General features: G+C 48.3%; 19 protein-coding genes. 13 read left to right on the forward strand and 6 right to left on the reverse strand.

Features of this window, described 5'->3' with window-relative positions:
• Positions 1-5: 5 nt before the first annotated feature.
• The gene (gene nirB / locus MHB80_RS07050) at positions 6-2,441 is read right to left on the reverse strand and encodes a nitrite reductase large subunit NirB (RefSeq protein ID WP_341281497.1); all 2,436 of its coding nucleotides are present in this window, start codon (positions 2,439-2,441) and stop codon (positions 6-8) included.
• Positions 2,442-2,744: 303 nt separating this feature from the next.
• On the opposite strand from nirB, the gene MHB80_RS07055 reads away from it, so the two are divergent.
• Positions 2,745-3,365: an ANTAR domain-containing protein gene (locus MHB80_RS07055; protein WP_341281498.1), complete on the forward strand. Its 621-nt coding sequence runs from the start codon at positions 2,745-2,747 to the stop codon at positions 3,363-3,365.
• A gap of 12 nt (positions 3,366-3,377) precedes the next feature.
• Positions 3,378-4,445 carry an anthranilate phosphoribosyltransferase gene (locus MHB80_RS07060; protein ID WP_341281499.1) on the forward strand — a complete coding sequence of 356 codons (1,068 nt, stop codon included), beginning with the start codon at positions 3,378-3,380 and terminating at the stop codon, positions 4,443-4,445.
• A 233-nt stretch (positions 4,446-4,678) separates the two neighbouring features.
• Here the strand turns inward: MHB80_RS07060 and MHB80_RS07065 are convergent, their stop codons facing one another.
• Together MHB80_RS07065 and MHB80_RS07070 are read right to left on the reverse strand one after the other, a co-directional pair.
• Entirely contained in the window at positions 4,679-4,906 is a 228-nt protein-coding gene (locus MHB80_RS07065; protein WP_046228538.1) for a hypothetical protein, read from the reverse strand.
• A gap of 150 nt (positions 4,907-5,056) precedes the next feature.
• A complete protein-coding gene (locus tag MHB80_RS07070; RefSeq protein WP_341281500.1) occupies positions 5,057-6,025 on the reverse strand; it encodes an AraC family transcriptional regulator in 969 nt (322 codons plus the stop codon).
• A 150-nt stretch (positions 6,026-6,175) separates the two neighbouring features.
• Between MHB80_RS07070 and yicI the strand changes: the two genes are divergently transcribed.
• The 8 genes from yicI to MHB80_RS07110 all read left to right on the forward strand — a co-directional run bounded on the left by yicI (position 6,176) and on the right by MHB80_RS07110 (position 14,857).
• On the forward strand, positions 6,176-8,497 hold the full coding sequence (gene yicI / locus MHB80_RS07075; protein WP_341281501.1) for an alpha-xylosidase: 2,322 nt from the start codon (positions 6,176-6,178) through the stop codon (positions 8,495-8,497).
• 254 nt (positions 8,498-8,751) lie between these two features.
• On the forward strand, positions 8,752-9,522 hold the full coding sequence (locus MHB80_RS07080) for a sugar phosphate isomerase/epimerase (protein WP_341281502.1): 771 nt from the start codon (positions 8,752-8,754) through the stop codon (positions 9,520-9,522).
• Positions 9,523-9,579: 57 nt separating this feature from the next.
• Positions 9,580-10,599 carry a Gfo/Idh/MocA family oxidoreductase gene (locus MHB80_RS07085; protein WP_341281503.1) on the forward strand — a complete coding sequence of 340 codons (1,020 nt, stop codon included), beginning with the start codon at positions 9,580-9,582 and terminating at the stop codon, positions 10,597-10,599.
• Positions 10,600-11,070: 471 nt separating this feature from the next.
• Positions 11,071-11,391, forward strand: coding sequence for a PadR family transcriptional regulator (locus MHB80_RS07090; protein ID WP_338554964.1), 321 nt, complete (start codon positions 11,071-11,073; stop codon positions 11,389-11,391).
• Positions 11,391-11,948 (forward strand): DUF1700 domain-containing protein, encoded by a 558-nt coding sequence (locus MHB80_RS07095; protein ID WP_341281504.1) that lies wholly within the window; start codon positions 11,391-11,393, stop codon positions 11,946-11,948. The genes MHB80_RS07090 and MHB80_RS07095 overlap by 1 nt, the downstream gene beginning before the upstream one ends.
• Positions 11,945-12,892, forward strand: coding sequence for a DUF4097 family beta strand repeat-containing protein (locus tag MHB80_RS07100; RefSeq protein WP_341281505.1), 948 nt, complete (start codon positions 11,945-11,947; stop codon positions 12,890-12,892). The genes MHB80_RS07095 and MHB80_RS07100 overlap by 4 nt, the downstream gene beginning before the upstream one ends.
• A 366-nt stretch (positions 12,893-13,258) precedes the next feature.
• Complete coding sequence (locus tag MHB80_RS07105; RefSeq protein ID WP_341281506.1) at positions 13,259-14,056, forward strand: CAP domain-containing protein; 798 nt, start codon at positions 13,259-13,261, stop codon at positions 14,054-14,056.
• A 108-nt stretch (positions 14,057-14,164) separates the two neighbouring features.
• Positions 14,165-14,857 carry a 3D domain-containing protein gene (locus tag MHB80_RS07110; RefSeq protein WP_341281507.1) on the forward strand — a complete coding sequence of 231 codons (693 nt, stop codon included), beginning with the start codon at positions 14,165-14,167 and terminating at the stop codon, positions 14,855-14,857.
• 124 nt (positions 14,858-14,981) lie between these two features.
• On the opposite strand, the gene MHB80_RS07115 is transcribed toward MHB80_RS07110, so the two are convergent.
• The gene (locus MHB80_RS07115) at positions 14,982-15,833 is read right to left on the reverse strand and encodes a polysaccharide deacetylase family protein (protein ID WP_341281508.1); all 852 of its coding nucleotides are present in this window, start codon (positions 15,831-15,833) and stop codon (positions 14,982-14,984) included.
• A gap of 141 nt (positions 15,834-15,974) precedes the next feature.
• On the opposite strand from MHB80_RS07115, the gene MHB80_RS07120 reads away from it, so the two are divergent.
• From MHB80_RS07120 to MHB80_RS07130, 3 genes are all read left to right on the forward strand, one after another.
• On the forward strand, positions 15,975-16,949 hold the full coding sequence (locus MHB80_RS07120) for an alpha/beta fold hydrolase (RefSeq protein ID WP_341281509.1): 975 nt from the start codon (positions 15,975-15,977) through the stop codon (positions 16,947-16,949).
• A complete protein-coding gene (locus tag MHB80_RS07125) occupies positions 16,942-17,736 on the forward strand; it encodes a (2Fe-2S)-binding protein (RefSeq protein ID WP_341281510.1) in 795 nt (264 codons plus the stop codon). Before MHB80_RS07120 ends, MHB80_RS07125 begins: the two co-directional genes overlap by 8 nt.
• Before the next feature lie 490 nt (positions 17,737-18,226).
• A complete protein-coding gene (locus tag MHB80_RS07130; protein WP_341281511.1) occupies positions 18,227-18,646 on the forward strand; it encodes an O-methyltransferase in 420 nt (139 codons plus the stop codon).
• Positions 18,647-18,743: 97 nt separating this feature from the next.
• On the opposite strand, the gene MHB80_RS07135 is transcribed toward MHB80_RS07130, so the two are convergent.
• Positions 18,744-19,646: a TIGR03943 family protein gene (locus MHB80_RS07135; RefSeq protein WP_341281512.1), complete on the reverse strand. Its 903-nt coding sequence runs from the start codon at positions 19,644-19,646 to the stop codon at positions 18,744-18,746.
• Positions 19,643-20,701 carry a permease gene (locus MHB80_RS07140; RefSeq protein WP_341281513.1) on the reverse strand — a complete coding sequence of 353 codons (1,059 nt, stop codon included), beginning with the start codon at positions 20,699-20,701 and terminating at the stop codon, positions 19,643-19,645. The genes MHB80_RS07135 and MHB80_RS07140 overlap by 4 nt, the downstream gene beginning before the upstream one ends.
• Between the last annotated feature and the right edge of the window lie 42 nt (positions 20,702-20,743).

Consider the following 20,743-nt stretch of genomic DNA (forward strand, 5'->3'; position numbering starts at 1 on the left):
TGATGTTAGACCGGCAGTGGGCCGGCAATCGGTTCGAAGTTTTTACGCAATTCATCGTTATCAACAATTTCTTTCCAAGGATCTGTAGTCACGCTGAGTGCTTTCTGTACACGTTCCATGAGCGCGAGACGGTCTTCCTGCTTCTCCAACGCTTTCTTCACTGTATCAAGACCAACACGGTCGATCCAGTGTGCTGTCCGCTCATTCCATTGCCCTGTTTCGCGGTAGTATTGCAAGTAAGCACTCGTCCATTCCATAACCTCTTCTTCTGTTTTTACCGTAGTCAGCAGGTCGCAGGCTCTTACCTTTACGCCAGCATTGCCGCCAACATGAATTTCCCATGCCCCATCAATAGCTACGACGCCCAAATCTTTAATCGTTGCTTCCGCACAGTTGCGGGGACATCCGGATACCGCCAGCTTGAACTTCGCTGGAGCGTTCAGTCGCTCAAAAGCTTTTTCCATCTTAATGCCCATAGCCATGGCATCCTGTGTGCCGAAGCGGCAGAATGTATTTCCGACGCATGTTTTTACGGTACGGAGCGTTTTGCCGTAGGCGTGGCCCGAAGCCATCTCCAGCTCCTCCCACATTTTTGGCAAATCTTCTTTCTTTACACCGAACAAGTCAAGGCGCTGACCGCCTGTAAATTTCACCAGTGGCACATTGAATTTCTCTGCTACCGAAGCTATTTTAATCAAGTCGGCTGGAGTCGTCACACCGCCATAAATACGTGGAACGACGGAATAAGTACCGTCCTTCTGAATGTTGGCGTGATAACGCTCATTCGTGAAGCGGGATTCCTTCTCATCGACATATTCCTCCGGGAACAGCATGCCGAGGTAGTAGTTGAGGGAAGGGCGGCACTTCGAGCAGCCTTCTTTGTTATTCCAGTCGAGCACATGCATCACTTCTTTGACAGTCATTAGACGCATGCTTTGGATTTGTTCTACGATTTCATCACGGCCAAGCGATGTGCAGCCGCAAATACCTTCCTTCGCCGATTCACCAACCTTATCACCTGCGTAAAAATGCAGCAGTCCTTCGATGTCAGCTTTGCAGCCGCCGCAGGATGCGGATGCCTTCGTGCAGGCTTTTAGCTCACCAAATGTATGGCAGCCTTTGTTAAGGACCGCATCGCCAATGGCACCTTTAGTGACGCCGTTGCAGCCGCAGACGATTTCATCATCGGGCATATTTTCCAGACGGCTTGCACCGCCACCTGACTTGCCAAGCAGATCGCTCGAAATGCCGAGCAGCAGTTCTTTCTCGCGGCCTTCAATCGATTCTCCGCTTTTAATGGAAGCAAACAACGAAGCACCATCTGCTGTGTCTCCGAATAATACTGCACCAACCAGCTTGCCGTTCCGTATAACGATCTTTTTATAAGTGCCTGCCACATCATCTTGAATCCGCATTGCGCGTGAGCCCTCTGTCTCAACAAAGCGCCCCGCCGAAAAAACATCGACACCGGAAACCTTTAGTTTGGTGGAAGTTACCGATCCGGCATAACCAGCCGTTTCTACGCCAGCGAGACGTTTAGCGAGCACCGCGCCTTGCTCATACAATGGAGCCACAAGGCCGTAAGCAACGCCTCTATGCTCGACACATTCTCCAAGTGCTGATACATGAGGGATATTCGTATTCATAAAATCATCGACGAGTATGCCGTTGTTATAGTCAATACCGGAGCTTTTCGCCAAATCGACATTCGGACGAATACCGACCGCCATTACAATCAGATCAGTAGCCAAGTGGCTTCCATCGGTAAATTGCAGCTCCTTGACTCTGCCGCGGCCTGTAATAGAAGCGGAGTGCTTGCTGAGCAGAAATTTCATGCCTTGCGTTTCAAGTTCTTTTCTCAGCATGAGCGAGGCCGCTTCATCCAGCTGGCGTTCCATAATATAAGGATGTTTATGAATGACCGTGACTTCCATACCGAGGTTGAGCAAGCCGCGGGCAGCTTCTAAGCCGAGCAGGCCAGCGCCGATAACGGCTGCTTTTTTGTACGATTTTGCTGCGCTGAACATTTTTTCGCAATCTTGAATATCGCGGAAGGCAATGACGCCTTCTTTATCTGCGCCGGGAATAGGGAGCATAAAGGCTTTGGAGCCTGTTGCGATAACCACTTCATCATAAGGGGCTTCAATGCCGCTTTCGGAAATAACAACTTTGCGCTGCGTATCGATTTTCTTGATCGATTGATTCGTATGAAGCGTAATGTTGTTTTCCTTGTACCAATCCCAATCATTAATAATGATATCTTTAAGCTCGGTGCTGCCCGCTAGGACGGTGGACAACATAATACGATTATAGTTAGGGTGCGGCTCCGCACCGAAAATCGTGATTTCGTAAGTATCTGGGGCGAGCTTGAGCAAATGCTCGATTGCACGGACACCTGCCATGCCGTTGCCGATAAGGACTAATTTTTTAGGGACTGTCATAATGGTTCTCTCCTCTCAAATAGGGCAGCTCTGTCTAGGTAAATATAAAAAGCCTGATTTCGCTGCCAAGGACACAGTTGTGCTTTCCTTGGTAGAACGAAACCAGGCTCCGTTGCCGGTTCAATCGAATACGCCATTGTACTCGTGAAAAAACGTTATAGTTGATAGTGCTACTATACACTGGATTTTTATATCATGTCAATATACCTAACGTAAATTGTTGTATAATTTGAGGTGTCGACAAATTAAAGGTTTTTGTGTTATAAATATTCACAACAGTTAAATAGGAGGGGGCGCTCCTGAATGCGTTCTTTATTACTAATTGAACATAAAGCAGTCGAGCGGGAGTCTGAACAACAGAAAAACCAGGCAGACCGTGATTTAAGCAGGCTATTCCCTGAAGTTATATTGGAATCCAGCGGTTATTTTGTTTTGCATGGCAGCAGCGAGGAGCTTGCGCGCAAGCATATCGCTCAATCGGATGCGATAGTATTAAATCTCCCATTAAACGAAGTAAAGTATTGGGGCACTAAGCTGCTGGGTTGGAAAAAGATTCCGATGCTTTGGTGGTGCAGTGCCGAAACCGCAACGCTTTCGAATGCTTTTTGCGAGGATGATCTTCCGGTGGATGGCATCATTACGCCGCTTATGAGCGAGCAGGAGCTGCATTGGGCATTCCATTTTGGCGCAAAGCAATGCAGTGAGCGTCAGCAATGGCATATGGAGCGCCAGCAGCTCGAAGGCCGTCTGGAAGAACGGAAATGGATCGACATGGCGAAGGGTATTTTATGCGACATTAAGAAAGTTTCCGAAGCGGAGGCTTATGACTTGCTGCGCAAGCAGGCGATGAATGAACGCAAACGTCTCGTGGATGTAGCGACATCCATTGTGAAGGTTTATCAGCTGCTGCAGGAGCAAAAATAAGGGGGAGTACCAATGATTACCAATCTACTGAAGGAAGTCGGGCGCGGCAAAAGGGGGGCGCGTGATTTGACCTATGATGAAGCGGTGCAAGCAGCCGAATGGATTGTGAATCTGGAGGCGACTCAGGCTCAGATTGGCGCTTTTTTTATGGCGGAGCGAATTAAAATGGAAAGCGTTGAGGAGCTCGAAGCTTTCGTCAACGTGTGCCGGAGCCAGGCCCGCCGTGAGCATGTGCAGGAGGGAATTGACTGTGCAGGACCATACGACGGCAGGAAAAAATCATTTTACGCCACCTTCGCGACCTCCTTCGTCTTAGCGGCTGCTGGATTGCCGGTTACGCTGCACGGCACAGCTTCGCTTCCTCCCAAATGGGGCATTACGCTGCAGGATCTGCTGCTTGAGCTGGGTATAGATCCGAAGCAGCTCTCACAGGAGGCATCACTTGAAGCTGCTAGGGAGACGGGCATTCTGTTCGTTCCAGCAGAAGAGTGGTGTCCGCCGCTTAAGCGGCTGCATGGACTGCGTGAGGAAATGGGTATGCGAACGGTGCTGAACACAGCTGAGAAGCTTGTCGATTATGGGCATTCGCCTTATATCATATTCGGCGTTTATCACAATACGGTGTTTGACCGCACGTCCAAGCTAATGATGAATTTGAACTATAAGAAGGCGCTCATTGTCCAAGGAACGGAGGGCTCGGAGGATTTGTTCATCGAGCGGCCAACCAGGACGTATCAGGTGGAAAACGGTGAAGCCAGCCTGCAAATCATCGATCCAGATGCGTATGGACTGGAGCTGACGCCTCCCGAGGTGGACTGGACGCCTGCCGAGCAAATTGCCGTGACGGAAGCTGTGCTTAACGGAGGTGGCCATCTTGCTTTTATGAACCAGGTGCTGCTTAATGCAGCGGTTCGGCTTCATTTGGCAGAGCGCGTCGATTCCATTGAAGAAGGTTTGTATACATGCAAGGATTTGATCGACAATGGGACGGCATGGGAGCTCTATGTGAAGTGGAAGGTTAGCTTGCTTGTCTCGCTGCAGCAGCAGCCGCTTCATAAGGCGACTGTGACGACCCCTTAGTCGTAACCGTGTATAGATATCCTATCATTTACATGAAAAAAGCAGTCTTCAAGCTCGCGTTGCGGGCAATTTGAAGGCTGCTTTTTGGTATGGAATGAGTTAGTGATCTTCGAGCACGAAGCAAAGCAGGCGATGCCAGATCGCCTGCTTGAATGAATAAAATCATAACTTAAAATCACAGCTTGTCCAATTGCCAGAATAGCAAGAGCTCAGCTTGCAGAAGCATACTTAGCTTAATAAAGGGAAATGGTTAACGTATCCTTCTCATGATACGAATGCAGCGTAGCTTCGCTGCCGACAATTTCGACGCTGATCAGCGACTTGATACAGAGCTTAAGCGCATTTTTTCCAGTGTTCAGCTTGCGGTTCAGTACATCGGTCAGTTTCTCGACAGCTTTTTTATTCGTATCCGTTATATAGACGGGAATCGTTTTATTTTGAAACAACAGCATTGTTTTCATAAAGGATTTCCTCCGCTCATTGGCTAATTTTAATTTAACTTTACTTGATGAATCTTAAGCGAATCTTAAAAAAAAGTTATGAAAAGGTTACAAAATCGTAATTTTTTCTAAAAACATAAGAATGTATAAGTTTGCACCTATAATAGGCTTCTATTTCTCGGACTGAAACGCGCCTTGCCGCCAAAGAGCAGCGACAGCCGTTTCACCTTGTAATGCGCCATTTTGGACCGGATTCCGCTTTTGCTTGCGAAAATCGGAGGGGGTGCAGTTCAACGTCTTGCGAAACACTTTAACAAAATAGCTGATATGGTCGAAGCCGACCTCCAGCGCGATGTCTGAAATTTTGCGTTCCGTGTGCAGCAGCAGCTCGGCCGCCTGATTCACCCGATAGGCGTTCAAATATTCAACCGGCGTCTGTCTCGTCATTGATTTGAAAAAACGGAAAAACTGTCCTTCGCTCATCGGAATTTGCTCCGCCAGCTCGCCAATGCGTATTGGTCTGCGATAATGCAGCTGGATATAGAGGATGCTTTTCTTAAGCCGCTCTATTCGAGTTCTGTCATCCGATCTTGCCTCACTGCGATTGCACGCCCGGTTCTCAATGGCGATCTCATGCAGCATTAAGTAAAAATACCCTTTCACCGCAGCTTCGAATCCAGCATAAGGAGCTCTGCAGCAGTTGATCATCGATCGGAGCAGGAAGAGCAGCTGCCGCTTCCATCCGTTGTCCGGTGATATATGCCTCGGGAACGTCTTTTTCTTCTCCTGGAACGGACGAACGCAGGTTTCTTGTACAGCATCGTAGCTTGTGCTATCCAGCCAGCGAACGTCAAAAACGATGGCGCAATAGGTGCAGGAGGAGCCATTTAAAGAGTGCCCCGCATGGATATCTCCGCTGTCGATGAAGACGGCTTCGCCTGCGCGAACGGGAAAATACTCAGTGTCAATCTGGAAGAGCATCTCGCCCTCTAATACAACTAGAAACTCAGCCTCGTCATGCCAGTGGCAATCTACATTTACCTCACCAGGTGCATATTCCATCCAGTAAGCAGCAAGAGGAAAGGTAACATCGCCATGCATGCGGTCTTCCCTGAGCGAATGACGCAGCGTCAGATCCATTGCAGTCAACCTCCGGTGATGAAGAAATCAGAATGGTGTTATAAACGGGCATAATTCTGTTAGTTTGTTGCTTTGCTTATCAGTATAATGCAAAATAGAACGATTTTAAAGTCAAATAACCTATATAAAAGCAGAAAGGTCGGTTCTATTATGAAATTTACTGACGGCAACTGGATGCTGCGCAAACAGTATGACCTTTTGGGCGCGGTACAAGCCCATGATTTCGAGCAAAAGGATGGCGTGCTTACGGCTTATGCGTCTCCGCGTCCTATATTGTCACGTTCCAATATGTTAGATACGATGCTGCTTACGGTTCGGTTTCATTCTCCGATGCCAGGCGTTGTCGGCGTTAAGCTGATTCATCACATGGGCGTGCGTGAGCGTGGTCCTGTATTCGAGCTGACGAAGGAAACCGGCCATTTCGTTACTATAGAAGAAACAGAAGAAGCGGCGATCCTGACAAGCGGCAGCCTCAGCGTCCATATTCGCAAAGGCCCGGAGTGGTCAGTGGATTTCTACCGCGGCTCCGAGCGCATTACTGGAAGCCGGCAGAAATCGATGGCGTATATTACGGAAGGCAAAGAGAAAGCCTATATGCGCGAAGAGCTGGATCTTGGTGTGGGCGAATGGGTTTATGGACTCGGCGAGCGTTTTACACCTTTCGTGCGCAACGGCCAGGTCGTCGATATTTGGAATCAGGATGGCGGCACAAGCTCCGAGCAAGCGTACAAAAATATTCCTTTCTATGTAACGAATAAAGGCTACGGCGTATTCGTCAACCAACCGGATCTTGTTTCCTTTGAGATTGCCTCGGAGAAAGTGAAAAAGGTTCAATTCCATGTGACTGGCGAATCCCTTGAATATTTCGTTATTGATGGCCCGACGATTAAAGAGGTGCTTGGCAAATATACCGAGCTGACAGGCAAGCCTTCTTTGCCGCCGGCATGGACGTTCGGCCTGTGGCTGTCGACCTCTTTTACAACAAATTATGATGAAGCAACGGTGAACTCCTTCGTCGATGGCATGGAAGAGCGCGGTTTGCCGCTGCATGTATTCCACTTCGACTGTTTCTGGATGCGCGATTTCCACTGGACGGATTTCAAATGGGACGAGCGGATATTCCCGGACCCTGTCGGCATGCTGAAGCGCCTGAAAGAGAAGGGGCTCAAAATATGTGTATGGATTAACCCTTACATTGCGCAGCGCTCCCGTCTGTTTGAAGAGGGCAGAGACAATGGCTATTTGATCAAAAAGCCAAATGGCGACGTATGGCAATGGGATATGTGGCAGCCTGGCATGGGTATCGTGGACTTCACGAATCCTGCGGCATGTGAATGGTACAAGGGCTACCTGCGTGAGCTTGTAGATATGGGCGTCGACAGCTTTAAAACCGACTTCGGCGAGCGGATTCCGACCGATGTGGTGTACCATGACGGCTCTGACCCTGAAAAAATGCATAATTTCTACACCTACCAATACAACAAGGTTGTATTTGAGGTATTGGAAGAGAAGCTGGGCAAAAATGAAGCTGCGCTGTTCGCGCGTTCCGCTACCGTTGGCGGTCAGAAATTCCCGGTTCACTGGGGCGGCGACTGCTACGCGGATTATGAGTCAATGGCAGAATCGCTGCGTGGCGGCCTGTCGCTGGGCTTGTCCGGCTTTGGCTTCTGGAGCCATGATATCGGCGGCTTTGAGAGCACAGCTCCAGCCCATGTCTTCAAACGCTGGCTTGCGTTTGGCTTGCTTTCCAGCCACAGCCGTCTGCATGGCAGCAGATCGTACCGTGTGCCTTGGGCGTATGACACGGAGGCGGTTGATGTTACCCGCTTCTTCACGAAGCTCAAATGCAGCCTGATGCCTTACCTGTTTAATACAGCTGCGCAAGCGGTGGAGCAAGGTTTGCCGTCGATGCGTGCAATGGTGCTGGAATTCCCGGAAGATCCAACATCCGAGTTCCTTGATCGCCAGTACATGCTGGGTGATTCCATTATGGTTGCTCCTGTATTCGACGAAAACGGCTTTGTGCAATATTATTTACCGGAAGGCAGCTGGACGCATCTACTGACTGGAGAGATCGTAGAAGGTGGAAAATGGTTCAAGGAAACGCATAACTTCCTCTCGCTTCCATTGTTCGTCCGTCCAAATTCGATCATCGCAATCGGTGCGAATGATAGGAAACCGGATTATGACTATGCTGACGGCGTGAAGCTGACGGCTTACAGCCTTGCTGATGGAGCATCGGCATCAACCACGGTTCGCGACATTAAAGGCGCTGCCGAACTGCTCGTTACCATGAAACGCGAAGGCAATGAAGTCGCAGTTAAAGTACAGGGCAGCGGCAAAGCGCTCAGCCTGGCACTTCACGGCATTGGTGAAATGGCTAAAGTCGATGGCGCTGCTTCGCTTCTGGGTGGCATTGTATCCATTGCTGCTGGCGTGAAAGAAACGGCATTGACGATTACGTTGAAGTAAATGAAATAAATATTGAAATAAACAAACGGCATAATGCTGGATGTTTATCTAAAACAGACCAACGCCTTGTGACGACCGGACCAACAGTCGTCGCAGGGCGTTTTTTTCCTGGAGTAAAAGTCAGCATTCAACAAAATAACATATAAAAAGACTAACATGACAGCTGTTTTTTGCAGCGCTCCTTCTATATAATTTGAAAGGTGAGGTACAAGACTTGAGAAACTAAATTCACAATATAAAGGAGTGCGGCCAAAGTGGGACAAATCGGAATTGGTTTACAATTGTATACGCTCCGTGACGCAACAGCGGAAGACTTCGAAGGTACGCTGCGCAAGGTTGCGGCAATGGGCTATGAAGGCGTGGAGTTTGCAGGTTATGGCGGTATTGAAGCGGAGAAAATGCGTGATTTGCTCCAAGAGCTTGGATTGAAAGCAATCGGAAGCCATATCGGCCTGCATTTGCTGGAGAGCCAGCTGGACGAAGAAATCGCTTACTTGAAAACAATTGGCGCAAAATATGCGATTTGTCCTTATTTGCTGGATGATCAGCGCAGCGCTGAAGCCTGGGCGAAGCATTTTGTAGCTTTTGAGGAATACGGTAAACGTTTCCGCGAGGCGGGTATTGATTTTGCTTATCATAACCATGATTTTGAATTTAAAGTGGAAATCGACGGCAAAGAAGTGTTTGATGCGCTTTATGAGCGAATCAGCCCTGAACTGTTGAAAGTAGAAATGGATATCGGCTGGGTACAATTTTCCGGCAAAGATCCGCTTGCTTACATTGCGAAATATGCAGGACGTCTGCCTTTGCTTCATTTGAAGGACTACCGCGACAACAATGGCCAACTGCCAATAGATACGGTAGAACTGGGCCGTGGCGATCTTCCGCTGCTTCCTATCATTAATAGTGCGGTTGAAGCGGGTGCAGAATGGCTGATCGTTGAGCAGGACACTTGCGCGAATCCGCCGCTTGAAGCAGTAGCGGAAAGCATGGACTGGCTGAAAAAGAATTTTCTGAACGCTTAATATGCGAATTTGGCTTGACCCTATACATTAATTATTGAAAAGGCAGGGATACATTTCATGAGCAAAATTAGAGTAGCAGTAGTAGGCTGTGGTTCCATCTCCAAATATCGTCACATTCCGGAGTATGCAGACAATGAGAATGTAGAATTAGTCGCATTCGTTGATCCGGTTATTGAGCGTGCAGAAGGCTATGCGGAGAAGCATGGCGGCAAAGCCTTTGCAGACTATGAGACGATGCTGGCTGAAATCAAGCCGGATGCGGTTAGCGTATGTACACCGAATGCGCTTCATGCACCAGTAGCCATTGCGGCAGCAAATGCTGGCGCACATGTATTGGTTGAGAAGCCGATGGCAGCTACGGATGAAGAAGCGGCAGCAATGATTGAAGCGGCAGCGAAAAATGGCGTTAAGCTGATGGTTGGACATAACCAACGCTTCATGCCGCCGCATGTAAAAGCGAAGGAATTGCTGAAAACGGGCATTATCGGCAAAGTATTGACATTCCGTACGTCGTTCGGCCACCCAGGTCCGGATGCATGGAGCATTGACGGCGCAGAAAGCTGGTTTTTCCGCAAGCCGGAAGCGATCATGGGCGCAATGGGCGATCTTGGCGTGCACAAATCCGACCTGATCCGTTGGCTGCTGGACGATGAAGTGACTCAAATTGCTGGCTTCGTTGGCACAGTAGACAAAGACAGCGATGTAGACGACAACGCAAACTGCGTGCTTCGCATGAAGAGCGGCGCAATGGGTTCGCTAGTAGCTAGCTGGACTTATTATAAAGGTGAGGACAACAGCACGATTTTGTGGGGCTCCAAAGGCGTTATGAAAATCGGTACGCACCCAGAAGATCAAGTAATCATTGAGCTGCGCGACGGTACAGTGGAGCGCTACAAAACAGGTGAAATCTCCACAAATGAGAAGCAGCTGTCGAGTTTCGTGATCGATAAATTCATTGATTCCATCGTCAATGACACAACTCCTGCTGTAACGGGCGAAGAGGGCCGCAAATCACTTAAAGTTATTTTGAGCGCCTTCGAATCCCAAGCAACGGGCAAATTCATCGACATCAACTAATTATTATTCATTGATCTATTCACACTCTCTATATGGTAGGGATAACAAGCTAAGCGCGTTATCCCTAAAAAACTGCCTTCGCCGACTTAAATGGTGAAGGCTTTTAAAATTGGTGGTGAAGAGTGGCAAGTGGTGGAGTGAAAGGTTTGAGCTGGAGAAGCGTGAGCGTTCGTTTTTGCCTTTGCATTTCAACCGTTGAGCGGTCTAATTCATGAAATGCAAAGGCAATGACGATCGTAGACCAAACCTTTCGCGCAGCAGCTTGTGCCCATATTTCACCATCATTTTTAACGTCTCTCCGTCTCAAGGAGGAGAGACACTCGGGCGCTGGTATTGTTTTTAGCTTAGTATATAGCAATATAGAATAGCATATGGTAAATTAAGTACAACAGCGAATACGTATCGTTCACTATTCGATATTATCGAATAGCGGCAGCAATAGCATTTCAATGAAAGCAAGGAGCGTCGATTATGAATGTGCAGTTTAAGAAAGGTGTGCTGGAGCTATGCGTTCTCGTCTTGACATCGGAGGGAGACCGTTACGGCTATGAACTGGCGGTGAAAATATCGTCCAAGTTCGAGGTAGCCGTCGGGAGTGTCTATCCGCTGCTCAACCGTCTAACACAGGAAGGCTACTTTTCGACTTATCTCAAGGAATCAAATGAAGGGCCGCCACGCAAATATTATCAGCTGACGGAGGCCGGCTGGCTGCATATGAGAGCGCTCATTGTGGAATGGTCGAGCTTCTCGACAGCTGTAAACGAAATTATTGAGGAAGGGATTCGACCATAATGATGACGAAACAAAATTATATGGGTGAGCTGGAGAGATTGCTCGCCAAAGTGCCTGAGCAGCAGCGGCGAGAGTGGCTGTTCGATTATTATAGTCATTTTCAGCAGGCAGAGGAGCATGGGCAGAGCGAGCATGAGGCGGCCTTGGAATTGGGTGATCCAAGACAGATTGCGAGCGAGCTGCTGCTTGGTTATAAAGTAGAGCGGGCTGAAGCGGACAAAAGCTTCGGCAACACGTCTAAGGCGGTGCTTGCAACGGTGAGCTTGGGATTTTTCAATATCGTATTTGTATTAGGGCCTTATGTGGCTGCAGTTGGCGTGCTTATTGCCCTATGGGCGACTAGCTTTGCGTTTGGATTGGCAGGCGTCACAACGGTGCTGGAGAGCATGTGGAGCGGCATGTTTACACTAACCCAAGCAGCCTCTATTGGGCTCGTCCTCATTGGCTTGAGCATTTTGCTGGGCGTAGGCGTTAATGCTCTGACAAAAGGATTTTTCGCTGCAACGGTTAAATATTTGAAGTTTAATACGAAAATTATCAGGGGGAAAAAGCAATGAGAAAGGCAATAGCTGTCGCACTTATTTTACTGGGGATCGGATTAGCTGGTGCCATTTATTCTTTTAGCTGGGATGAGCTGCTGTCGTTCGGAACGAAGCCTGTAAGCCAGGAGAAAACAATTGAAGCTGCTGGCGTAAGCAGCTTGACGGTAGAATCAGGCTCGATGGATATCGAAGTGGTACGAGGCAGCTCAGATCAAATTGTTGCACACTTGGAAGGCCGGGTAAGCTCGAAATATTTAAACAAGGTAAAGCTCGAAACTGAGCAGAACGGAGATAAATTAGTCATTAAGAGCTCGTTTAATACGGGTTTTACTATAGGTATCAACTTTTCTTCCATTAAGCTCATTGTCGAGCTGCCTGAACGCAGTTGGGATGACGTGACGCTGAAGGCGAACAGCGGCAGCATCAGCGCAGCCGATATGAACAGTCGCACTTTGGTGATGCTAACCTCTTCAGGACTGTTGAAGGGTGAGAACTTGTCTGCAGATGAGATGGAATATAAAACGACTAGTGGAGAAATTGAGCTGCTTGGCGTGACTGGGGAAAGCATGAAGCTGGATGTCAGTTCTGGCAACATTAAAGTCGAGGACTATAAGGCAAAAACGGTCAAGTTCAACGCGACAAGCGGCGAAGCAAGCTTTATTAATGGTACGGGAGAGCTGAACGGCAAAGCGAGCAGTGGAAACATAAAAGTTGAAGCGGAAAAAATTACTCACAGCATGAAGCTCGATGTTACCTCGGGCAACATCGTCGTTGAAGCGGAGCAGCCGCCAAAGTCTGCTGAGCTTAAGCTGAAAACATCATCGGGTAGCCAGAAGGTGGAATGGAACGAGGTTCAAGCGGAAAAAGAGGATGATCGTTCCTTTGCTGGCACAATTGGGGATGGTTCGGACATCTCAATTGATTTGAAAACCAGCTCGGGCAATATTACGCTTAAATAGCGTGTGTAAAATAGGCAGCAAGCTGAAGGTCCCGCGAAGCCAAGCGCAGCGGGGCTTTTTTCTATTTTATATATGTTCTGTGATTGGAAAATGAGGGGTTTATGAGCGGATTCTAATATGGCGGATGCTTTAAATGAAGGACATGCGGACATGGAGTGAAAAAAGGCAGGCGCCACGATTCTTTCAGCCGCCTTTACAAAGTGAGCAGTTTCTCATAAACGCCTGAAAACGGTTTAAAACGCGAGGAAATCGCTTGTTTTACCATTTTTTGAGCCGTGTAACCGCCCAAATGCCATGTTACGATAGTTTGCGTCGGGATGACCGGCACACACAAATTACACACAACTTCGAGGAGGAGATTTCATAATGAAGAAGCAACCATTTAAAGTAGGTGTCGCTGCCGTAGCCGCAGCCGCATTAATCGGTGCAGGCGTAGCAGTACCATCGACGGTGGGAGCAGCACCAGCAGTGAAGGCGAACTCCAAGATTACTGCTTATAGCATTGACCAAGACTTGTTGAAGCAAATTGCGGAGCAATACGGAATAGATTTGAGCAAGATTAACTTTAACGGTATTACAATCAGCTTCCCTAACGGAACAACAACGGATACAGGAACAAGCAAGCCGAGCACAGGAACAAGCAAGCCAAGTACAGGAACGACGAAGCCAAGCACGGGCTCTGGTTCCACTGGCAGCACGAAACCAAGCACAGGCTCTGGTACCACGGGAACAACGAAGCCAACGACAGGAACAGGCTCTGGTTCTTCGAATTCGGGCAGCGGTACAACTGTCGATCAAAGCGCTTATCAAAGCGAAGTTGTCAAAATTGTAAACCAAGAGCGTGCAAGCGCTGGTCTTCCAGCTTTGACGGTCGATGCACTGCTTACAAAAGTTGCGGTAGCAAAAGCGAAGGATATGGCCGACAACAAATATTTCAGCCATACATCCCCAACTTACGGATCGCCGTTTGATATGATGAAGAGCTTCGGTGTTAGCTACTCTTACGCAGGTGAGAACATTGCTGCCGGACAACGCAACCCGTCCGAGGTTATGACAGCATGGATGAACAGCACAGGTCACCGTGAAAATATTTTGAGCAAAAACTTCGGCAAAATCGGTGTTGGCTATTACAACGGCCAATGGGTACAAGAATTTACGAACTAGAAGTGAATAGAAACAAGCGATCATAAGCTAAATCTTTCACGCCGCGCAGCTTCTTGCCCGCGCGGCTAAGTAAACGATGGACTTAATCGATTTTGGAGGATATTTGCGATGAAAAAGCTTAGTATTTCGGCTGCTGCTCTCGTGCTTACGTGCGCGCTGGCAGCAGCCCCCGCTAACGCGGCGGTTCAAACACATAAAGCGGCAGATGGCGATACGTTCTGGAAGCTGTCCCAGCAGTATAAGGTTGATTTAGACAAACTGCTAGCAGCTAATCCAAAAATTAACCCGCTGAACATAATGGTAGGCATGAAATTGAATGTTCCGGTTGCGGCTGCAGCGGTGAAAGCAAATGCCAAAGCAGCGGCAAATTCAGATAGCGCGGCGAAAGTCAGCGCTCAGGCACAGCCTAAAGCAGCAGTAATTAAAGCGGAAAGCTTGTCGGCAAAAAGCATTATTGCAAGCAACGGCAATAGCTATACGTTCAGCAAGCAGCTGAATGTAAAAGCGACCGCTTACACAGCGGCAGCCTCGGAAAATGGAAAATGGGGCGCCGTCGATTATTTTGGCAACCCGCTTAAAGTAGGAACAGTGGCGGTAGATTCCTCGGTTATTCCGCTTGGAACGAAGCTTTATGTGACAGGCTACGATTATAATGGTTTGCCGAGTGGCGGCATGATTGCTGTAGCGAATGATATGGGTGGAGCGATTAAAGGTAATCGCATCGATATTTTTGTACCTGGAAGCACAGCTACTGCTAAAAGCTTTGGCATTCAAGACGTTAAAGTATATATGGTCAATTAGAGCAACACGTCAAAATAGGTCTGTTGCGTTATCCAATTTAACGCTGTTTCCAATAACCCTATGTACAAGCCTAGCGTTCCTCGACACTGAGGAGCGCTTGGCTTGTTTGTATATCTGCAAGGGGCTAACGGATGCGCCTTTCCGCACTTTGTCCGAGCAGCTCTGGCAATGTGACAATGCGATAGCCCTTCTGCTGAAGGGAAGCAATGAGCTGCGGCAGCGCCTCGATTGTACCAGAGAGGCTTTGCGTAACGCCGCCACCGGCATGCTGCAGGATGATGGAGCCTGGGCGAAGCGTTTTATGCATATTGCTTAAAATGACCTTGCTCGAAGGGTTGTTTTTCCAATCTGCCGAATCAACATCCCAATTCACAACGATATAGCCGTTGTTTTTGGCCCAAGCGACTTGATTAGGCAGCATTTCGCCATAGGGTGGCCGAAAAAAGTGCGGATGATACGGAATAATTCGACTAATGATCGCATCGGTATGCCACACTTGACGGTGAAAAGCATTCGGTGACAGCTTCGACATCACCTCATGATTGTAAGAATGATTGCCGATGATGTGGCCTTCGCGATGAATTCTTTTTACGATTTCGGGATACTTATTGGCTCGCATGCCAACAAGAAAGAAAGTTGCCTGAACATGATGCTTCGCCAATATATCCAGGATCGCGGGTGTAAAGCGTGGATCAGGAGCATCATCGAATGTTAGCGCTGCTTCTTTTTTTAGGCGCGGTCCGTTAAGAAAATAGGCGCCGGGATAGCGCTGCTGCAGCTTAACCCATGACATGCTGTCGGCGCGGCGTTTTTTGCCTGATTTAGCTTTATCCGCCTGACTTAGGCTGCTGCTGCTGTCTGCTATGGCCGCCAGCTCGGCGCTTGCCTTGGAGCTTGCACTCAGCGCTTCTGTGGATGTTAGGAAGGTGGCGATAATGAGCAGCAAAATCATCAATTTGTTCAGGCGCTGGAGCATTTTATGATGTCCTCCATTCGGTCGGGCATACAGCCGTAATAAACGTTATTTTTCCCTAAATAACGCCTTTCATCCGCTTTACAAGTCAAGGGCACAGGCTTAAAATTAATGGGATTAGAACATAAGATGGAGGTTTGAACAATGCCGTTATTAGATATGCCTGTTCATGAATTACATAAATATCAAGGCAGCAGTCCAAAGCCCGCAGATTTCGATGCTTATTGGGAGCGGGCCCTCGCTGAGCTTGAAGCAACAGATGCGAATGTCGAATTGGTGGCAAGCGCTTTCCAAACAGCTTCTGCGGAGTGCTATGACCTGTATTTTACAGGGGTGCGCGGCGCGAGAATTCATGCCAAATACCTTCGCCCTAGACAAAGCGGTCAGCAGCCTCACCCGGCAGTTGTTATGTTCCACGGCTATTCGGGTTCTTCTGGGGACTGGGCGGATAAGCTGAGCTTTGTATCGCTTGGCTACTCGGTGCTGGCACTGGACGTTCGTGGACAAGGTGGCTATTCTGAGGATAGCGGCAGAGTCAAAGGCACGACGCTAAATGGGCATTTTGTTCGCGGCCTTGATGGCGATGCAGACAATATGCTGTTCCGTCACATTTTCCTTGATACGGCGCAGCTCGCTCGTATTGCAATGGAATTGCCTGAGGTGGATGCAAATGAGGTATATGCAACGGGCTGGTCACAAGGCGGTGCTCTTACGATTGCATGCGCAGCACTGGAGCCGCGCGTGAAGAAGCTGGCGCCGGTTTATCCATTCCTCAGCGACTATCGCCGCGTGTATGAGATGGATTTGGCAAAGGATGCATACGCTGAATTGCGTACGTATTTCCGCCATTTCGATCCGCAGCATAAGCGTGAGGAGGAAATTTTTACAAAGCTCGGTTATATTGATATTCAATTTCTGGCGGAGCGTATTCGCGGAGAGGTGCTGCTTGGCGTAGGCCTCAGTGACCCCATCTGCCCGCCTTCGACCCAGTTTGCCGCCTACAATAAAATTCAGTCGCCGAAGCGGGTGGAAATTTATCCGGATTTTGGCCATGAAGGTTTGCCAGGGCTGCATGATCAAATTATGAATTTCTTCGTTCCAGGTAAAGCAAATGGCTGAAGATAGGTATCGGCTGTTAAAGGAGCGGTTTAATCTGATTGTAGATGAGCCTGCTGAAGTGGTCTACACAAGTGCCGCTGCAGCCTTGCTTGAACAGCCTGTGATGGAGGAGCTGCTTGGAATATACCAGCCGCTTGTGAATGGAATGGAGCAAATCGTTGCTGAAGTTTATGCGGCCTCTTGGTTTCGCAGGCCGATGCTGGCTCTCGTTTATTTGCTGGCGAAATATCGCATGGCTCCAAATTTGTCGCTGGATAATTTGACGCTGTATGTGTGCAAAGCAGACGGATATTATCATGTGTATTTCAGGTTAAACAATGCTGAGCTGCTTCAATCTCCAGCTACGGAGAAGGAGGCTGGGGAATGGGCACGCGCGCGGCTTGAGGTTTTTTTTCACGAGACAATTGCTCCGTTTTTTCATAGCATAGAGCGTGCTGGAACGGCGAAAGCCAGCCTGCTGTGGGGGCAGCTGCCCACGTCGCTTGCGTATGAGTATGGTGTCATGATGGCTTCCTCGGAAAGCGAAGGGGTGAAGGAATCCGTTGATACGTTGTATAAGACGATGAAGACGCTTGATCCTGCGATTTTTTATCGCAAAAGGAACCCTTTGGATGTTAAGTTTCAATATACGGAAGCCATCGATGACCCGGCAAAACAGATGCGTATTAAATATGCTTGCTGCCACTATTATAAAGTCGAAGGCGGCCGTTACTGTTATACCTGCCCGCGTATTAGCAATACGGAACGGGACCAGCGTCGCAGCGAGCACCGTGCGAAGCTGAAATAGAGCTTGCCGAAATAGAGCTTGCCCAAATACAGGATCATTGTCGCTTATGCATGCAGGGTGGCAATGATCTTTTTGGCAAAATAAATATTATAAGGAAGGGGAAGGTGATTGCAACGATATAGCTATTATCATTTTCGTTATTTTTCACGTTCCTCTGAGCCACTCTCAATAAAGCTTTTTGCATTATTGTTTGTCATTGGCAGTACGGTTTTGCTGGTAAAGATTTTTTTTCGCTTCATCGACTTTTTGTATGCGATGTAAGCACTTGCCATCATAAGGAGTTCTTTAGAATCGGTTTAAATGTAAAGGAGGAGTCATCTCTCCCATTAGAGATATAACTAACCATTTTTAATTAACTGAAAATTGCGAATTTTCTTATTGTAACTTCATGATTTTTAAACTATAATGAGTCCCAAGAACTATACATATAGAGATAATTAGGGAAACGCGTATATATAATGACTTTTTTACAACTAGGAGGAATGTGGGTATGGAGTTGGAATCAATGTCGCTGGCAAGACAAGTTGATTTTGTGTTTCGGCAATTGGAAGAGGAATTAATGAATGCGATTGCAGGAACGGTATGTATACATATCCGCAACAATGCGGTTGGTAAATTTGGGATGAGGCATAATCCTTTAGAGACGAGGAATGGCCAGTTTGAAAAGCTGAACTCAGGCATGACCGCTAAGCAGGTGCAGGATTTTCGCAAGATGGCGATAGAAGGTCTTAAATATAGACGCAATTGGACGCATGGCGAGATTATGTACGATTTTGCCGTAAAAAATGGGGCGGGATCATGGTCGGCGAGCGTCTGTTATGAGTCAAATTACAATACGTCGAACTGGAGCTACCGCTACAAGCAGCCGCGCCAATCGAATTTGCGCGAGCTGTACCCTGGTGCTGAATAAAGCAGGGAATATAGAAGGTAGAAGAAGCCTCCGGAACCGCTGTACGTCAAGCGGAATGAACCGGAGGCTTCTTTTGTTCAATGCTCAGGCTATAAGACTAAAAATCAAAATTTGCATATACATAAGGCGACTCGGGCGCCTCAATCCGTTTAATCGTGTCCAGCTTTAACGTCAAAATTTCGTTGCCATTATACATGGAGGTCATCAGCTTACCCGATACATTTACCCAATCATCTGCGGCAAATTCCTTATATTCGTCTGCATGGCTTACTTGAACCATCAAACCATACGGAATGGCATCCGCCGAGCAGCAGGTCATGGCGAAGCGGCTAACAGCAAAACGCTGCTCCCCCATGTCATCTTCTTTGTAAATAAAACCGCTGATGTCGATCGTTTTGTCCATAAAATTATCGCGGAACAAATCGAGTGTTGTTAACGTCTCGATATAAGTCGCTTCCGATACGGCAATTTCCGGCTTCTGATACAGCTTCATGCCATATTCGGCATGGGCCTTCGTGTATTCATCATACGGAAAACGCTCTGCCAATGTCAGCGGCTTTGGCGCAATGGAAGCGGACGGCTCAGGCAAGGAAGCGGCAAGCTGGCCAGACTCGGAACCGAGTGGCTGGACAGTGGTAGAAGCCGTGAAGCTTACGCCTTTCTTCGCTGCGGCCGTACTCCCGAGAACACCGGCAGGGGAGAGGAAGCCGAGCGCTAGCGGAAAAATAAACAGGCTGTAAATGACCGTGTTTTTGAACACGGATGGCGATGGGGCATGCTCACAGCCGCATTCAGCCGAATGCTTATGCTGCTGGCGCCGCTCTTTCAAAGCGAGAAACAGCTGATGCATGGCTGCTGCATACAATCCAAGAGCAGACAGCTTCACATAGAGCTCCATCCTTGGCGCAATATAAAGGGAGAGCTGATCGGAGCGGGATAAATAAACGATAAGCAAGGCGAATGCAGTTAATATGAGAGCTCTAAACAGGTGATGCTTCATAACCATACCTCCATAATCCATGAGCCGAGCCCAACCAATATGAAGCAGAGAAGGGCGAGCGCCAGTACAATTTTGAGCCGAAAGGCGGACAGCAGCATGAGCATATTTTTGAAATCAATCATCGGGCCAAACACAAGAAAGGCGAGCAGCGGGCCGCCTGTAAACACATTGCCGAAGGAAGCGGCGATAAAGGCATCCGATGTTGAGCAAATCGATAAAATAAAGGCGAAAGCCATCATCGCCATATAAGATAGCAGCGGCTGATCGGCTACAGTCGCAAGCACACTCCGGTCCATAGTTGTCTGAATCGCAGCTGTCAGCATGGCGCCGAAAATTAAATATTTTCCCATCTCAAAAAATTCATCAGAAGCATGTCCTAGCATAGCAGAAAATCGGCTGCCGAGACTGCCCCGAGGCTCCGCGTGATGATGCTCGTGAGAGTGGCTGTGATCATGCTTATGTGCATGATGGTCTTCCTGATTGGAATGGACAGCGGGCTGGGAATCGGCCTCGCCGCGAAGCGGACTTTTGCGCATAAACATATGCATGATCAGTCCGATAATAACAGCGACCGCAAACGCAAGAATAAGGCGAGCATAGGCCATTTCGGGAGCTGAGCGAAAAGCAGCAAAGGTGGCTGTGAACACGATTGGGTTGACGACGGGCCCGGCAAGCAAATATACAATGCCGATATAAGCGGGCATGCCTTTGCGGATAAGCCGCCTGACGACGGGAATCATGCCGCATTCGCAAAGCGGAAAAGCAAGTCCAAGCAAGCCGCCGAACAGGACCCCGGCAATCGGATTTTTAGGCGTAAACCGGCGAATCATCTCATCCGTGACGAATACTTGAAGCAGGCCGGAGAACAGCACGCCAAGCAGGATAAACGGTATTGCCTCTAAAATAATGCTCAAAAATGTAATTTTGAAGGATTGGGCGTGTGAATAGTCCAGGAAGGCGAACGGTGAGGGCCGATTCAAAGCAATAGCGATAATAATCCCGGCACAGCCAAGCGCCAGCAGAAAGCTTATGTAGCGAAACCTGAAAATCGGCATATAAAACCACACCCGCTTTTCTTATAGTAATAATTACGATTA

This window comes from Paenibacillus sp. FSL H8-0537 (genome assembly GCF_038051995.1).
Classification (GTDB): domain Bacteria; phylum Bacillota; class Bacilli; order Paenibacillales; family Paenibacillaceae; genus Pristimantibacillus.

What these genes read in the sequence shown, in the direction of transcription:
- nirB (WP_341281497.1), bottom strand. Translation starts at nt 2,441, where the DNA reads ATGACAGTCCCTAAAAAATTAGTCCTTATCGGCAACGGCATGGCAGGT.
- MHB80_RS07055 (WP_341281498.1), top strand. Translation starts at nt 2,745, where the DNA reads ATGCGTTCTTTATTACTAATTGAACATAAAGCAGTCGAGCGGGAGTCT.
- MHB80_RS07060 (WP_341281499.1), top strand. Translation starts at nt 3,378, where the DNA reads ATGATTACCAATCTACTGAAGGAAGTCGGGCGCGGCAAAAGGGGGGCG.
- MHB80_RS07065 (WP_046228538.1), bottom strand. Translation starts at nt 4,906, where the DNA reads ATGAAAACAATGCTGTTGTTTCAAAATAAAACGATTCCCGTCTATATA.
- MHB80_RS07070 (WP_341281500.1), bottom strand. Translation starts at nt 6,025, where the DNA reads ATGGATCTGACGCTGCGTCATTCGCTCAGGGAAGACCGCATGCATGGC.
- yicI (WP_341281501.1), top strand. Translation starts at nt 6,176, where the DNA reads ATGAAATTTACTGACGGCAACTGGATGCTGCGCAAACAGTATGACCTT.
- MHB80_RS07085 (WP_341281503.1), top strand. Translation starts at nt 9,580, where the DNA reads ATGAGCAAAATTAGAGTAGCAGTAGTAGGCTGTGGTTCCATCTCCAAA.
- MHB80_RS07090 (WP_338554964.1), top strand. Translation starts at nt 11,071, where the DNA reads ATGAATGTGCAGTTTAAGAAAGGTGTGCTGGAGCTATGCGTTCTCGTC.
- MHB80_RS07095 (WP_341281504.1), top strand. Translation starts at nt 11,391, where the DNA reads ATGATGACGAAACAAAATTATATGGGTGAGCTGGAGAGATTGCTCGCC.
- MHB80_RS07100 (WP_341281505.1), top strand. Translation starts at nt 11,945, where the DNA reads ATGAGAAAGGCAATAGCTGTCGCACTTATTTTACTGGGGATCGGATTA.
- MHB80_RS07105 (WP_341281506.1), top strand. Translation starts at nt 13,259, where the DNA reads ATGAAGAAGCAACCATTTAAAGTAGGTGTCGCTGCCGTAGCCGCAGCC.
- MHB80_RS07110 (WP_341281507.1), top strand. Translation starts at nt 14,165, where the DNA reads ATGAAAAAGCTTAGTATTTCGGCTGCTGCTCTCGTGCTTACGTGCGCG.
- MHB80_RS07115 (WP_341281508.1), bottom strand. Translation starts at nt 15,833, where the DNA reads ATGCTCCAGCGCCTGAACAAATTGATGATTTTGCTGCTCATTATCGCC.
- MHB80_RS07120 (WP_341281509.1), top strand. Translation starts at nt 15,975, where the DNA reads ATGCCGTTATTAGATATGCCTGTTCATGAATTACATAAATATCAAGGC.
- MHB80_RS07125 (WP_341281510.1), top strand. Translation starts at nt 16,942, where the DNA reads ATGGCTGAAGATAGGTATCGGCTGTTAAAGGAGCGGTTTAATCTGATT.
- MHB80_RS07130 (WP_341281511.1), top strand. Translation starts at nt 18,227, where the DNA reads ATGGAGTTGGAATCAATGTCGCTGGCAAGACAAGTTGATTTTGTGTTT.
- MHB80_RS07135 (WP_341281512.1), bottom strand. Translation starts at nt 19,646, where the DNA reads ATGAAGCATCACCTGTTTAGAGCTCTCATATTAACTGCATTCGCCTTG.
- MHB80_RS07140 (WP_341281513.1), bottom strand. Translation starts at nt 20,701, where the DNA reads ATGCCGATTTTCAGGTTTCGCTACATAAGCTTTCTGCTGGCGCTTGGC.